The organism is Pseudomonas lyxosi, assembly GCF_047758685.1.
GTDB lineage: Bacteria > Pseudomonadota > Gammaproteobacteria > Pseudomonadales > Pseudomonadaceae > Aquipseudomonas > Aquipseudomonas lyxosi.
The window spans coordinates 4,261,724-4,276,075 of the sequence record NZ_CP180481.1; the positions used below are offsets into that span (position 1 = coordinate 4,261,724).

The following is a 14,352-nucleotide window of genomic DNA, read 5'->3' on the forward strand; positions in this document are numbered from 1 at the left end:
AGTAAGTGGGTGGTTTCGGTACGATGCCACGGTCGCGCAAAAGCGCATGCAATTGTGGCAGGCGAAAATACGGCACTGACGCCATTAGATGCTATTCGCCGAATGCATGTTTTCCCTGCTCGGCAGCTGCCCCAGACGCGACGGATCATTTCAACGATGGATCATCCATGTTCATTTTCTTCCAGCCCTGCAAGAGCTTCTGCGCCTTCGGTTCCTGCCCTCCTTCGAGGTAGTACTGGAACAACGCCTGCCGCGCATTGCGGTTGGCGGGCTGCACCTTCAACAGTCTTTCCAGTTCCTCACATGCCGCCTCAACCTTGCCGCTGTCATGCAGTGCTACTGCGAGGACATAGCCGTATTGAGCACTCAGCGGTTCCAGTTGCGCGGCATTGCGCAGGAAGGACATGGCTTGGTCCGATTTCCCGGAGCGCACCAGTGACAGACCTTGGGTGTGTTGCAACAGGGCAGCTTCCGGGTGATCCCTCAGGCTTTGCGTGAGTAGCGTTTGAGCCTCCTGGCTGCGCCCATTGGCTTGCAGCCATTGCACCAGCGTCACCAGCGCCGGGTGGAAATCAGGATCACGCTGGAGCGCAGTACGTAGCAGGCCTTCGACATCGCCATTGCGTCCATTGGCTTGATACAGCATGGCCAGGTTGAGGTTGGCTTCGGCGCGTTCGGCCAAGTTCTTCTGGACCGCTTCATACTCGCCAATGGCGGCATTCCACGCGTTCTGAGCATTGCCCAGACCGTTTCGCGCCAGACTGAGCAAGTCTCGCGCCGCCGCAATGCGCACGCCCTTCACCGGGTCGCTCAGCAACGGCGTCAGCAGCGGCGCACGCTCCGGTGGCGGTAGGAACGCGCTGATCGCCCGCACGGCGCTTTCACGCACTTGCGGTGCCGGGTGGCTTAGATCGTTAGTTGCCAGTTTCAGCGCCTGTTCGCTGGGATATGACGGCAACTCGGTGAGCAGGGTCGACCGTTGAATGGCCGGCAGGTTTATGCGCTGCAATTGTTCGTACAAGGCTTGTGCCGCGCCGGGCAAGCCGGTGCGGATCAGCCACATGCTCTCGTCGTAACGTGGCGCTTGTACCGTATGCGCGCCAGTCCACAGCTTGAACTGTTTGGTGACCTTATCGCCGACCTTGCCCTGGTGGCAGGTCAGGCAGGCATCCGGCGTGCCGAGTTTCTTCGCGCGTTCGGGGTTCGGAATGCTGAAGCTGTGATCATGCCGAAAGTCATTGCCCATGTAGAACTTGCCGGGCATGTGGCAATCCACGCACTGCGAGCCGGGTTGGCCCATGGTATGGCGGGTGTGTTCGATGGAATCGTAATTCTTCGCTTGCAGGCCCTTGCCATCGACACCTTCCACCGATGTCTTGCCGACGGTGTTGTGGCATTGCAGGCAGACGCCATTTCCCGGCATCTTGAGCTGGGTGCTATGGGGGTTGTGGCAATTGCTGCAACGCACACCCTTGTCGGACATTTTGCTCTGGGCGAAGGAGCCATGTTCGAACACTTCGTCCTTGATCTTGCCGTCTAGGGCATACAGTTCGCGGGTCAGGGGACTCGGCAGGTAGTCATCCATCAAGCGATTGCCGACGGTGAAACCATCGCCCAGCGGCGCGCGGCGGGAGTGGCAGCGTGCGCAGGTTTCGATTTCGACGGTGGCATTCTTGTCCTTGAGGTCGACTGCAAACCCGGCGTGGATCAAGTCATCTTTTTTCGCCGTCCATTCCAAGTGATTGGAGGCCGGGCCATGACACGCCTGGCAGCCGACACCGAGGCTGTTCCAATGACTGTCAAAGGTATTTTTTGCCGCATCGAAATTGCGCTTGTAACCAGTGGTGTGGCACTCGACGCACATGAAATTGGCGTTCTGGCTCGGTTTGCTCCAGTGCATCGGGTCCTTGAAGGTCACGCTCTGGCCCGGATAGAGGTGAAACCAGCGGTGTTTCTCGGTATCCCAGGCCACACCCAAGGCTTGCAAGCGACCGTCGCCAACCTCGATCAGGTATTGCTGTAGCGGCCCGATCCCAAAGGTGTAAGCGACCTTGAAGTCCGTGTTCTTGCCATCGATGCCGGGGGTGTTGACCCAGAATCCGTCACCCTTGCGGGAGAAATGGGTGGTTTCTTTTTCCGCCTTGAAGGTGACGTTATTGAAGTCGCCAAGCATGGTTTCAGCGTTGGCTACCTGCATCGCCAATTGGTGATGGGAACCTTGCCAGTCCTTGACTTGGGCGCTGTGGCAACCCTGACATTGCTGCTCATCGACCATTTTTGCCGGCGCTATTTCCTGCACTACGGCAACCGGTTGTGGCTTGGCCGATTGGACGACCTGCGTGCCGACCGGCGCATACGCAACGGGAGCAGGTTTGCTGCTGAACAGGAACCAGCCGATGCCCACAACTGCCATGAGCAGCACGCCGATAGTGACGGGGAACAGATAGCGGTTAATCGGCGCCGGTTGCGAATCAGGGCTTGCGCAAACTGCTTTATTTTTATCTTTCGGCATTACGACTTCCATAGCCCGGATGCGTTTGCCGTCAGGCGCGCGTTCAAGCTTGATCCAGCTTTGCCGGATGACCGGCGACTGCCAATAATCTATGTGATAGCCGGATCAATCCTATTGATCACGACGCCGTATTCGGCGTCGCTCCTTTCCACGATGAATTTTTAGACTTTGGATCGACCCACAAATTTTTCTAGTCTATAGATCGCTTAGGCTCAAGCGTGGGACCTGTGAATGTCCGAGTTTGCCGGAAGCGGACTTGGTCCCAACGTCAGCTATTGGCCGATTGCTGCCTGTCGCGATGAGCAAAACCAGGTATCGGTGTCGACGCTTTCACAGCGATTGAAGGCTGGTTTTGATGGTCGTGACCACACGGTTACGGCCTTCGTGTTTAGCGTGATACAGGCGTTGATCGGCTGTGCGCAGAATGGCCTCGATGGTGTCGCCGTCGCGGCCGGATTGCGATACGCCGATGCTCACGGTGACCACGGTTAACCGCTGCAGGCCATGAAAAGAATTATTGGCAACTGTGCTTCGCAAACGCTCGGCGATGACGTGCGCGCCTTCAAGTGAAGTCTGAGGCAGCAGAATCATGAACTCTTCCCCGCCGACTCGGGCTACGCCGTCATACGGCCGGATCGAATCGAGGCATTTCTCCACGAAATCCTTCAGGATGTCGTCGCCAACCTGATGCCCGAAGCGATCGTTGATGGACTTGAAATTATCCAGATCGAGTGCCAACACGGAGAACGGCTCACCGCCGCGCTTGGTCCGGCCCATTTCGACTTCGAGCCGCTCCATGAACCGACGCCGATTGTCAGCGCCAGTCAGTGGATCGGTCGCCGCAAGGTGCCCGAGTTCTTGATTGGTGCGCTGGAGTTCCTGCAGGGCGCTCTCGGTATACGCCATCGCTTCGGCAAGACGCACCATCAACTCCTCCTGGCTGTAAATCTTCGAGAACGACCGCGTGGTGAGGAACGCTTGCACGACCCCATAGCTCAACATGAAGAATCCACCGGCGAAGATCGCATGAGCGAGCCACCACATGTGGTTCCACGGACGTGCAAGGATGAAGGCAAGCGATGACAGCGCGAACGCGGTGACCGAGATGACAAAAATCATCATCAGCGGCGAACGGATACGGCGCAGCAGGAGTATTACCACGGTCAATGTGGATAGAACGAGGGCACCACCTTCCATCGAGAGGCGCACCGCGAGATTGCCGGCGATCGGTGAATTCGCGACGTACGCCACTGCCACGTCAACCAGCAGGAACAGTCCTATCCAGGTCAACCACGGGCGGGCCTTCATTCGTTGGTCCGCGGCATCGGGTGGGCGGTGGTACGACAGCATTCCGACTAACAGCAAACTCGACATGACCAGTCGAGAGGCTGGTCCATAAAGCAGGAAGAGCCAGATATTGTGGTGCGCTTGCCCGGTGAACGCACCATGCAAGGCGTAGATGACTACAAAACCGAGAAAACCAAGCGTCATCCATCGCAGCAGCGGATCTCCGGATGACTGATAGCAGCGCCACGTGACGTAAGTAACAAACAGGCCCGCCAAGGTGGCTGCCGTGATCGCAATGATATGGAACAGGTGGTGTTCGAAAATAAGGGTGGGGTCTTGAAAGACGTATAAGTAGCCAATCAGATAGGCCGGAACAAACGCGAATCCTGCGAGCAGCAAATAGGCGTAAACCTTGACCATGAGGCGGACGGCTTCAGGTGGCTCGCCGCTGGCGATGAGATTGCTCATGGTTCCCTCCAGGTTGAAATCTATTTAGCCAGCACCGGTCCGGTATTGGCTCCAAAGCCGCCTGCATGCCAACGGTCCCACGCATCATTACGCAGATAGGGATGGACCGACCTATGGCATTTCAATATTAGACTCCTTCCCGATTTCTGCTGCACAAGCAGGTAAAAATGTTCACGCGAACGCAAGGGGCGCGCTAATTGATCTGCACAATGACCGGACCTTCCGTGACGACCGGCGGGTTCGCGTGGATGTGCGAGGCGTTTTTCTGAATCCAGTCGCGAGCGACTTTCATGCTCTCATCGGTGCCGGCCTTGTCCGTGCAAACAGTCACCGACATACCGCCATCACCGAGAGGTAACAGTGTGTAGCTTGCGAGGCCAGGCACTTTCCGGAGTGCAGCTTCGACGTCGGCTTTTTGCTTTTCCAAGACATCGAAAAGCTGCTTTGCACCAGGACCTGAGTAGGTTCTTATGACCGCATACATAGTCGTCTCCTTTGTGATTTACCGTCTTGATACCCATCCAGATCGGCTGATGGCCGCTGATGTGTTCAGCTTAGTCAAGCGCCGGTGACAAGCGAAAGGCAACGACCACCGGCAGCTTTTGGCCCAGAGTTGAGCCCGCCAACCCTGTTCATTCGCGCGTAGATTCCGGTTCTTCCAGGTGATCGATGTGCTTGAAGCGTTCGACCAGGAAATCGATCAGGCTGCGTACCCGTGCCGACAGGTGCAGCTGTTGCGGATACACGGCGTAGACATCGGCGCGGGTGGGGGTCTGATCCTCCAGCACCAGACGCAAGCGGCCACTGCGCACGTAACGGGCGATGTCCCATTCGGCCCGCAGCAGAATGCCGTAACCTTCCAGCGCCCAGTTCAGGGCCACTTCACCGTCGTTGCAGCCTAACGCGCCGCGCACCTTGATGTTTTGCGTGCGCCCGCCATTGGTGAAACTCCACACGCCGTAGGGCGTTTCGTTTTGTCGCAGGAAGATGCAGTTGTGTTGCTGTAAATCCGCCAAGCGTTGGGGCACGCCATGCTTTTCCAGGTACAGGGGCGAGGCGCATAACAGACGGCGATTGGAGGCGATCTTTCGGGCATGGAAGGCGGCATCCGGCAGCGTGCCGAAACGAATACCCAGGTCAAACCCGTGAGTCGTCAGGTCGAGCGGGTGGTCGCTGATTTCCAGCTGTATTTCCACTTCCGGGTACTGCGCGAAGAACGCTCCCAGAGCCGGCCCGATATAGCGCCGACCGAACCCCAGCGAAGCGTTGACGCGAATCAGGCCTTTAGGCGTCGCCCGACTGTTGCTGATCAGCTGCTCGACCTCATCGATCTGCGTCAGGATGCGCGCGGCATGGGAAAAATACAGTTCACCTTCCGAGGTCAGGCTCATCGAGCGCGTGGTGCGGTTGACCAGGCGTATGCCTAGCCGTGCTTCCAGTGCGGTCAGGCGTTTGCTCACCGCCGGCGGTGTGACGCCCAACTCGCGAGCCGTTGCCGCGAGGCTGCCTTTGTTGGCCAGCAGGTAGAAAAAAGACAAATCCTGGGTCTGGCTCATTGGTAACTCAAATTCATCTATGTAGTGATCTGGAGTAACTCACGCTCATTTGTTCACTACATATACTCCGCTCACACCCTGATTGAACACCCCGTTCGACAGGCACAACAAGAACGTGACGAGAGTGGAGTCAACAATGAGCGCATACAAAATTGCTGCAGTTCCAGGTGATGGTATCGGTGTTGAAGTGATCGCGGCGGGCGTCGAGGTGCTGCAAGCTTTGTCGCAGAAATCCGGCTTCGAACTGGATTTCAAACATTTCGACTGGAACTCGGACAACTACCTTAAAAACGGCTACTACATCCCGGAAGGTGGCCTGGAAGAGCTGAAAACCTTCGACGCCATCTTCTTCGGCGCTGTCGGTGCGCTCAACGTGCCGGATCACATTTCGCTGTGGGGCCTGCGCCTGCCGATCTGCCAGGGCTTCGACCAGTACGCCAACGTGCGTCCCGCTCGCGTGCTGCCTGGGGTCAAAAGTCCGCTGCTCAATGGTGATCAGATCGATTGGGTCGTGGTGCGTGAAAACTCCGAGGGCGAGTACTCCGGCAACGGCGGTCGAGTCCACCGGGGCCTGCCCGAAGAAGTCGCCACCGAAGTGTCGGTGTTCACCCGTGCCGGGGTCGAACGCATTCACCGTTTCGCCTTCGAACTGGCGCAAAGCCGTCCACGCAAACACCTGACCATGGTCACCAAATCCAACGCCCAGCGTCATGGCATGGTGCTGTGGGACGAGATCTTCTACGAAGTCGCCAAGGACTTTCCGGACGTCAGGATCGACAAGGAACTGGTCGACGCCGTGACCACGCGCATGGTGCTCAAACCGTCGACGCTGGACGTGATCGTCGCCACCAACTTGCACGCCGACATCCTGTCCGATCTGGCGGCTGCGTTGTCCGGCAGCCTGGGCATCGCGCCGACCGCTAACCTGAACCCTTCACGCAAATTCCCCTCGATGTTCGAACCGATCCATGGCTCGGCCTTCGACATTACCGGCAAAGGCGTCGCCAACCCGATCGCAACGTTCTGGACGGCAGCGATGATGCTCGAACACTTGGGCGAAGCGGCCGCGGCGAAACACCTGATGTCGGCCATCGAGGCGGTGACCGAGAGCGGCCTGCATACCCCGGATCTGGGCGGTACGGCCACCACCCGCCAGATCACTGATGCGGTCATCGAGTTGATCAAACGCTGATTCAAGCTGCGGCACAACGCCAAGGGGTTGATCACCGATCAGACCCCTTGGCATTTCCTGACAACAATAAAAAATCAGGGCCCTGTCATGAAAAGAATATTCGGCAAGCTTTATGTACAAGTGCTCATCGCCGTGATCCTCGGCGCCATCGTCGGGGTGTTCGTGCCCGAAACCGGAACAGCGCTCAAACCCTTGGGTGACGCGTTCATCAAACTGATCAAGATGCTCCTCGCCCCGGTGATCTTCCTGACGGTGGTCACGGGCATTGCACGCATGGAGAACATGAAAGAGCTGGGGCGCGTCGGCTTTCGTGCGCTGATCTATTTCGAAGTGGTGTCCACCCTGGCGCTGGTCGTCGGTCTGGTGGTGGTCGATGTGTTCAAACCCGGCGCCGGCATGAACATCGATGTCGCCACGCTGGATACGTCCAGCCTGTCCACCTACACCAGCGCCGTGAAGCATGCGTCGTTCATGGACTTTGTGATGAACATCATCCCCGACACCATCGTGGATGCGTTCGCCAAGGGCAACGTGCTGCAAATATTGCTGTTCTCCATCCTGCTGGGCATTGCGCTCGCGCATGTCGGACCCCGTGCCAAGGTGTTCGTCGACACGCTGGACAGTCTGATGCAGGGCATGTTTCGCATCGTCAACATGGTCATGCGTCTGGCACCCATCGGCGCCTTCGGCGCGATTGCCTTCACCATCGGCAAATACGGCTTTGGCTCGCTGTTCTCACTCGGCAAGCTGATGGCTTGTGTCTACCTGACCTGTGCCGTGTTCGTGATTTTTGTACTGGGCCCGATCTGCCGCTACAACGGTTTCAGCCTGTGGAAGTTTCTGAAATTCATCAAGGAAGAACTGTTCACTGTCCTCGGCACCAGCTCTTCGGAATCGGTGCTGCCGCAGATGATTTCCAAGATGGAAAAGGCCGGCGTTTCCAAACCTGTCGCGGGCCTGATCATTCCTTCGGGCCTGACCTTCAACCCGGACGGGCAGGCGATCTACTACACCATCGCCGCCATCTTCATCGCGCAGGCCACGAACACACCGCTGACCCTGACGGATCAGTTGATCGTCCTGGCCGTGCTGATGTTTACCTCCAAGGGCTCTGCCGGGGTCACCGGCTCGGGATTCATCATTCTGGCGGCGACGTTATCGTCCCTTGGGACCATTCCGGTGGCGGGCATGGTGCTGCTGTTGGGCGTCGACCGGTTCATGTCGGAAGCGCGTGCGATCACCAACACCATCGGCAATGGCGTCGGGACAATGGCCATTGCCAAATGGGTCGGGGCGCTGGACACCGTGAAAATGCACAAGGCGTTGAATGGTGAGGTCGTAGGGGAGAAACCCGCGACGGCTCAGACAGAGGTTATCGCTGCTCATTCAGCGCCTGGTTAACGGAACGAACTCAAAGTTTGTAGCCGATCTGCCGCAACAGGTTCTTGCGCCACAGGATGTCTTCCTCGCCTTCAATGCCACGGGCACAGTAGCCATCCACCACGCCCAGAATCGCTCGTCCTTGGTCCGTCTCGGCGAGAATCACTTCAGTCGGGTTGGCCGTTGCACAAAAAATGCGGCACACCTCTGGAACCATTTTGACGGCGTTCAACACGTTTACGGGATAGAAGCCATCGTCGAGGAAAATGATGAAGCTATGGCCTGCTCCGATGGCTTGGGCATTGCTCCGGGCCAGTTCGATCATGGCGGTGTCGGTGCCGGACCAGCGCACCAGGCAGTTACCGGAGGCTTCGCAAAAGGCCACGCCAAAGCGGATACCCGGCACGGCATTGACTAACGCTTCGTGGATGTCCTCGACGGACTTGATGAAGTGGGTCTGACCGAAAATGAAGTTCGTCGCTTCCGGCTTGTCGATTTTCAACGTGATGAGTTGCATCTCGAACGCCTCCTTTCACGATGTCGTTACTCTTCAGCCTAGCGTGATTAAGAGTCCGGCGTTGAGCATCGATGCGTTTGATACTTGAACATACAAAGCGCCCCGGCGCTGACACATTGCAGATACATCAGTGCGCTTTGATGGGCCAGCCCCACACACATAGAGAGATTTGCCATGTACCGCAAACTGCAGCATGTCGCGAAGTTCCTCAGCCAGAGCGCGCGTTTGATGGTTGGCGTGCCTGATTACGATAACTACGTTGCGCAAATGGCGCTCAATCATCCCGGCGAGCCGGTCATGAACTATTCGGCGTTTTTTCGTGAGCGTCAGGAAGCGCGCTTCGGCCGTGGAAAATGCAATACGCGGTGCTGCTAGAACTTCGCATAGTTCAACGCATCGACAATGGCCGAGCCGCCGATACCGGTCAGCGACAGTACCCCAAAGCGTGCAATGACGATCATCTTGCGATGCAACGTCAGTGGCTGTTAAATCAGGCATGCCACCTTTAAGGTCAGAAGAGCCAGCCGCCATGCACACCATCGGACTCATCGTTTACCCCGGATTTCAGGTATTGGGCCTGGCCATGTGCGCCACGTTCGAGTTAGCCAACATGGCCGCCGACGAACCGGTGTACAGCATTGCCTTGCTGTCCGAGCACGGCGGTACGGTGCAGACCTCCGCCGGGTTTGGCGTGGAAACCTCGGCGTTCGACCAGCGCTCGTTCGACACGCTGCTGGTGCTGGGCGACAACCTGATCCGTCCGGTATCACCGGGCATGGTGGCGTTTTTGCGCAACGCCAGCCGGACCACCCGGCGTCTGGGCTCGATCTGCACCGGCGCCATTGCGCTGGCCGAGGCCGGTTTGCTCGATGGCCGCCGCGCGACCACTCACTGGTGCCATGCCCCGGCGCTGCAGAAGGCTTATCCGAAGGTGAAGGTCGAGGAAGACCGGATCTTCATCAACGACGGCAACATCTGGACGGCGGCCGGCATGAGCGCCTGCGTCGATCTGGCGCTGGCGCTGGTGGAAAAGGATCTGGGCGCGGAAGTGGCACGGCGGGTGGCCCGGCAATTGGTGGTGTACCACCGGCGCGCGGGAGGGCAGTCGCAGTTTTCGGTGATGCTCGAACTGGAGCCCAAGACCGATCGCATCCAGGCCGCGTTGGCCTATGCCAAACAGAACCTGAAGTCCGCGCTGTCGGTCGAGGAACTGGCCAGCGCCGCCAACCTCAGCCCTCGGCAGTTCAGTCGCGTGTTCCATGCCGAAACCGGGCAATCACCGGCCAAGGCCATCGAAAACCTGCGCGTGGAAGCGGCACGCCTGATGATGGAAACCGGTCGGCACCCCATCGACGTGGTGGCGACTGATACCGGTTTTGGCGATCGGGAGCGGATGCGTCGAGCGTTTATCCGTGCTTTTGGGCAACCACCGCAAGTGATTCAGCGAGCCAATCGGGGCTGATGCCAGTCAGTTAAGCGTGACACTGAACCTGTGGCGAGGGAGCTTGCTCCCGCTGGACTGTGCAGCAGTCCCCTGCTTTTTAGGGATCGGGGGGCCGCTTCGCGGCCCAGCGGGAGCAAGCTCTCTCGCCACAGGTTACTTATCGATTGACGCGGGTGATGCTTGAAGTGTCCTAAAAGGTGGTGTATTCGACATTTCGGTCTAAATATTATTGGCGTAATTTTGATCTCGTTGAAGTCCACTCCCTCAATGAGATCACCGCCATGACCATCGTTAAAGCCGCTGCTGTCCAGATCGCACCTGTTCTCTACAGCCGTGAAGGCACTGTAGAAAAGGTCGTTAACAAGATTCGTGAACTCGGCGAGAAAGGCGTGCAGTTCGCCGTTTTCCCCGAAACCATCGTGCCGTACTACCCATACTTCTCCTTTGTGCAGGCCCCTTTCAAAATGGGGTCCGAGCACTACAAATTGCTGGATCAGGCTGTGGTTGTACCTTCTGCAACCACCGATGAAATCGGCAAAGCAGCCAAAGAAGCCAACATGGTGGTTTCCATCGGCGTCAACGAGCGCGATGGCAGCACCTTGTACAACACTCAGTTGCTGTTTGATGCTGATGGCACCTTGATTCAGGCACGTCGCAAGATTTCGCCGACCTATCACGAACGCATGATATGGGGCATGGGCGACGGTTCGGGCCTGCGCGCCACCGACAGCGCGGTAGGGCGCATCGGTCAACTGGCCTGCTGGGAACATTACAACCCGCTGGCTCGTTACGCTTTGATCGAAGACGGCGAACAGATTCACGCCTCGATGTACCCAGGCTCGTTCGCAGGTGCCTTGTTCACCCGGCAGATGGAAGTCAGCATTCGCATGCATGCCCTGGAATCGGCTTGCTTCGTGGTTAACTCGACGGCTTGGTTGTACCCGGAACAGCAAGCCCAGATCATGGCCGACACCGGTTGCGAGATCGGTCCGATCTCCGGCGGCTGCTACACCGCGATCATCGATCCACAAGGTGAAGTCGTCGGCGCACTGACCGAAGGCGAAGGCGAAGTGATCGCTGACATTGATCTGTTCCAGATCGAAATCCGTAAACGTCAGATGGACGGCCGCGGTCACTACAGCCGTCCGGAAATACTGAGTCTTAACATCGACCGTACGCCTCATCGCCATGTTCACGAACGCACAGCTCAGCCGAAGGTGGCCGTCATTGCGCAACCGGAAGAGGTGTGATCATGAAAATCATGGCGATCGGAACACTCAAGACCCTGACCCCCGAGCAGCGCGTTGCTTACCTGCCCGCTGAAGTACCCGCGACGTTGCAACTGTACCTGGATGGCAAGATGGAACAGTTCTGGATGCGCGACAACGAAGCGGGGGTGATTTTCCTGATGACCGTCGAATCGGTCGAAGAGGCCGACAGGTTGCTCAAGGCACTGCCGCTGGGTGAGGTCGATCTGCTGACGTTTGAACTGATGCCGATCGGGCCGCTGAGTCCGTTGGGAATGCTGATCAAGTAAGCGTCGCACACAAAAAAGGCACCTTCACCGTTAAATGAAGGTGCCTTTTGCGTTTGTGTGGCCTTACAGTTCCTGACCCAAAAAGATCAACGTATTGCCATGGGCCTCAGCCGCTGCGCGCTGGTTGTAGCTGTCGCGGTGCGAGCAGTTGAAGCCATGTTCGGCCTCCGGGTACACGACAATTTCGACGTTGTCGTTGTTCTCGAAACGTTCGGCGATTTTCTCCACGGCTTCCAGTGGGATGTGGCTGTCCTGTTCACCGAAATGCATCAGCAGCGGCACTTCGATTTCATCGGCCCGGTCCAGCTGATTCTGGATTCCGCCGCCGTAATAGGCGATGGCCACGTCCACCAGCCCATTGGCGGCGGTGTGGTACGAGAGCAAACCACCGAAGCAGTAACCAATCGAGGCGATCCCGCCGTCCAGGCCCGGCTGGGCTTTCAAGGCGTCAATGGCCAGTTCGATGTCGGCCTGTGCCTTGCCGACGTCGGTGGCGTTCATCAACTCGACGGCGCGTTTCCAGCCGGCCTCGTCGTAGGTCAGTTCGATGCGGTGGCCGCTGCGCCAGAACAGGTCGGGTGCAATCACCAGATAGCCGTCCGCGGCGTATTGCTCGGCGACTGAGCGGATGTGTTCATTCACGCCGAAAATTTCCTGGATCAGCACGATCCCCGGGCCTTTGCGGGTGTGCGGAATCGCCAGGTAAACGCCGAATTTACCGTCGGCGCTATCGATCTCGATCCATTGGGTGGTCACGCTCATGGTGGCTCCTGTCTACACAAGTGAGTGGGGTGAAGTTTATTTCGGCTGCGTGGCCTTGAAGCTTGGCAGAGACTGCATACGTTTCCACCATCCGTCGAAACCGTCCACCGAAAACACCTGCGGTGCATCCGGGGTCATGGCGATGTAGGCGCAGCCCGGCGCCAGGTAAAAGTCGCCGATGCTGGGTTCAAGACCTGCGATATAGGGATCGGTGCCTTTTATTTTCATCAGCTCGCGCAGCACCCGTTTCGAGTTCTCGATGCCTTTGCGGCGCGAATCTTCATTCTGCCCGCCAATGAAGTCAGGAAAAAGATGGTAGCCGAACACTTGCACAAGGTTGCCGTAGCCATAGGAATCGTAAATGCCTTGGGCCATGTGGGTGCGAGCGCGGTCGTGGGCGTTGTCAGGAGTGATGGACGGGCCTGGCAGGACTTCGTCCAGGTAGGCCACGATCGCGCCGGTTTCGATCACCCGGAACCCGTCATGGTCGATGACCGGCACCTTGCCGAAAGGGTGACGCACCATGTGCTCTGGCAGGTGCGGCTCGCCTTTGATCACGTTGACCTGCACCTGGTCGAAGTCCGCGTCTTTTTCCACCAGCAGCATCTTCACGGTGCGCACATAAGTACTGCCGTCAAAACCATAGAGGGTGAGACTCATGACGATTGCTCCACTATTGAACCGAGGGACGTTATCGAGTCCCTGGCGCTTTAGCGGTTATCGCGACGCCAGAAGACTCGAGCCAGCAGCGCATCGAGGCTGAGCTTGCCGGCACCCGAGAGCAACAGCGGCATAAAGGCCGCGAGGTAGATCAGCGGCAGTTTGAAGTTGCCGTGACCCTTGTTGCTGATGGCGTAACCCTGGGCAAGCTCACTCAATGTAGACCAATCGGCCGGCCAGTGAACGGCGGCGGTCGCGACGACCGTGACCACGATCAAAATGATTGCCGAGATCCGCGTTCCCAGGCCTACCAGTATGGCCAGGGCGCAGATCAGTTCGGCCCACATCGACAGTTCCCAGTTCAGCGTGGCCGGCACGTGGTTGAAGGGGAACGGGAAGCTGTCCTGAATATCGGCGAACCAGTTTTCGCCATTGAATTTTTCCAGGCCTGACTCGAAGAATTCCCAGGCGAGGAACACCCGCAGGGTCAGCGGCGCAATCCAGCTACCGGCACGGTCGAGGTTCAGGTGCAGGCCTTTCACGGCCGATGAGAGTGAGGTGGTCATGGGCATGATCTCCGTTCAGTCAGGGAAGTGGGGCAACGGGGTGCCCCACGCAAAGGGTTACTCGCTGGCGCCGCACTTGCCTTCGCCACATTTACCTTCCGCCGGTTTTTCTGCCGTGTCGGCCTGGACCTGACTGTAGCCGTGGGCCAGTTGTTTCATGCTGAATGCTTCGGACTCGGAGGCCGAAGCCACGTTGGACAGGGCCAGGCCGCCAGCGATGATCAGGCCGAGGGTCAAGGAAGAAGTCGAGAGCTTGAACATGGTGATACTCCGTAGCATTGATTGAGTTGAGCGCTTTGATCGGCGTGGCCAATCGACAGGCACAGTTCATCAAGCAGGTGTATCTGCGATGTGTCTTTGGTGTGGGGATTTAGGGGCAGGGTGTGTCGGGAGGGGCGCTGTACACACTGTGATACGTAACCTAGAACGCAGCCCTGTAGCAGCTGTCGAGCCCCAGCGAGGCTGCGTTCG

15 protein-coding genes are annotated in these 14,352 nt (G+C 58.0%); 6 read left to right on the plus strand and 9 right to left on the minus strand.

Annotated features, from left to right (window positions below; all coding sequences use genetic code 11):
* Positions 1 to 145: 145 nt before the first annotated feature.
* The 4 genes from ACMXYI_RS19695 to ACMXYI_RS19710 form a co-directional block, all read right to left on the minus strand.
* Positions 146 to 2,512 carry a multiheme c-type cytochrome gene (locus ACMXYI_RS19695; protein ID WP_415768671.1) on the minus strand — a complete coding sequence of 789 codons (2,367 nt, stop codon included), beginning with the start codon at positions 2,510 to 2,512 and terminating at the stop codon, positions 146 to 148.
* Positions 2,513 to 2,842: 330 nt separating this feature from the next.
* Entirely contained in the window at positions 2,843 to 4,267 is a 1,425-nt protein-coding gene (locus ACMXYI_RS19700) for a GGDEF domain-containing protein (protein WP_415768672.1), read from the minus strand.
* Positions 4,268 to 4,460: 193 nt separating this feature from the next.
* Positions 4,461 to 4,751 carry a hypothetical protein gene (locus tag ACMXYI_RS19705; protein WP_415768673.1) on the minus strand — a complete coding sequence of 97 codons (291 nt, stop codon included), beginning with the start codon at positions 4,749 to 4,751 and terminating at the stop codon, positions 4,461 to 4,463.
* 148 nt (positions 4,752 to 4,899) lie between these two features.
* Positions 4,900 to 5,823: a LysR family transcriptional regulator gene (locus tag ACMXYI_RS19710; RefSeq protein ID WP_415768674.1), complete on the minus strand. Its 924-nt coding sequence runs from the start codon at positions 5,821 to 5,823 to the stop codon at positions 4,900 to 4,902.
* A gap of 136 nt (positions 5,824 to 5,959) precedes the next feature.
* Here ACMXYI_RS19710 and ACMXYI_RS19715 point away from each other — a divergent pair, with 136 nt between their 5' ends.
* Complete coding sequence (locus tag ACMXYI_RS19715; protein WP_415768675.1) at positions 5,960 to 7,015, plus strand: tartrate dehydrogenase; 1,056 nt, start codon at positions 5,960 to 5,962, stop codon at positions 7,013 to 7,015.
* 87 nt (positions 7,016 to 7,102) lie between these two features.
* Positions 7,103 to 8,416: a dicarboxylate/amino acid:cation symporter gene (locus tag ACMXYI_RS19720; protein ID WP_415768676.1), complete on the plus strand. Its 1,314-nt coding sequence runs from the start codon at positions 7,103 to 7,105 to the stop codon at positions 8,414 to 8,416.
* A gap of 10 nt (positions 8,417 to 8,426) precedes the next feature.
* On the opposite strand, the gene ACMXYI_RS19725 is transcribed toward ACMXYI_RS19720, so the two are convergent.
* Positions 8,427 to 8,912 (minus strand): adenosine-specific kinase, encoded by a 486-nt coding sequence (locus tag ACMXYI_RS19725; protein WP_415768677.1) that lies wholly within the window; start codon positions 8,910 to 8,912, stop codon positions 8,427 to 8,429.
* Between the two features lie 174 nt (positions 8,913 to 9,086).
* Here ACMXYI_RS19725 and ACMXYI_RS19730 point away from each other — a divergent pair, with 174 nt between their 5' ends.
* The 4 genes from ACMXYI_RS19730 to ACMXYI_RS19745 all read left to right on the plus strand — a co-directional run bounded on the left by ACMXYI_RS19730 (position 9,087) and on the right by ACMXYI_RS19745 (position 11,893).
* Positions 9,087 to 9,287, plus strand: a complete 201-nt coding sequence (locus ACMXYI_RS19730; RefSeq protein ID WP_415768678.1) for a YbdD/YjiX family protein — start codon at positions 9,087 to 9,089, stop codon at positions 9,285 to 9,287.
* A 154-nt stretch (positions 9,288 to 9,441) separates the two neighbouring features.
* Positions 9,442 to 10,374 (plus strand): GlxA family transcriptional regulator, encoded by a 933-nt coding sequence (locus ACMXYI_RS19735; protein WP_415768679.1) that lies wholly within the window; start codon positions 9,442 to 9,444, stop codon positions 10,372 to 10,374.
* Between the two features lie 263 nt (positions 10,375 to 10,637).
* Positions 10,638 to 11,606: a nitrilase-related carbon-nitrogen hydrolase gene (locus ACMXYI_RS19740; RefSeq protein ID WP_415768680.1), complete on the plus strand. Its 969-nt coding sequence runs from the start codon at positions 10,638 to 10,640 to the stop codon at positions 11,604 to 11,606.
* A gap of 2 nt (positions 11,607 to 11,608) precedes the next feature.
* The gene (locus tag ACMXYI_RS19745; protein ID WP_282478985.1) at positions 11,609 to 11,893 is read left to right on the plus strand and encodes a hypothetical protein; all 285 of its coding nucleotides are present in this window, start codon (positions 11,609 to 11,611) and stop codon (positions 11,891 to 11,893) included.
* A 63-nt stretch (positions 11,894 to 11,956) separates the two neighbouring features.
* Here the strand turns inward: ACMXYI_RS19745 and ACMXYI_RS19750 are convergent, their stop codons facing one another.
* The 4 genes from ACMXYI_RS19750 to ACMXYI_RS19765 are packed head-to-tail and all read right to left on the minus strand — an operon-like array spanning position 11,957 to position 14,142.
* On the minus strand, positions 11,957 to 12,655 hold the full coding sequence (locus tag ACMXYI_RS19750) for a dienelactone hydrolase family protein (protein ID WP_415768681.1): 699 nt from the start codon (positions 12,653 to 12,655) through the stop codon (positions 11,957 to 11,959).
* A gap of 36 nt (positions 12,656 to 12,691) precedes the next feature.
* Positions 12,692 to 13,315 carry a glutathione S-transferase family protein gene (locus tag ACMXYI_RS19755; RefSeq protein ID WP_415768682.1) on the minus strand — a complete coding sequence of 208 codons (624 nt, stop codon included), beginning with the start codon at positions 13,313 to 13,315 and terminating at the stop codon, positions 12,692 to 12,694.
* 50 nt (positions 13,316 to 13,365) lie between these two features.
* Positions 13,366 to 13,881, minus strand: coding sequence for an HvfX family Cu-binding RiPP maturation protein (locus ACMXYI_RS19760; protein WP_008151486.1), 516 nt, complete (start codon positions 13,879 to 13,881; stop codon positions 13,366 to 13,368).
* Between the two features lie 57 nt (positions 13,882 to 13,938).
* Positions 13,939 to 14,142, minus strand: coding sequence for an HvfA family oxazolone/thioamide-modified RiPP metallophore (locus ACMXYI_RS19765; RefSeq protein WP_046048963.1), 204 nt, complete (start codon positions 14,140 to 14,142; stop codon positions 13,939 to 13,941).
* Positions 14,143 to 14,352: the final 210 nt, after the last annotated feature.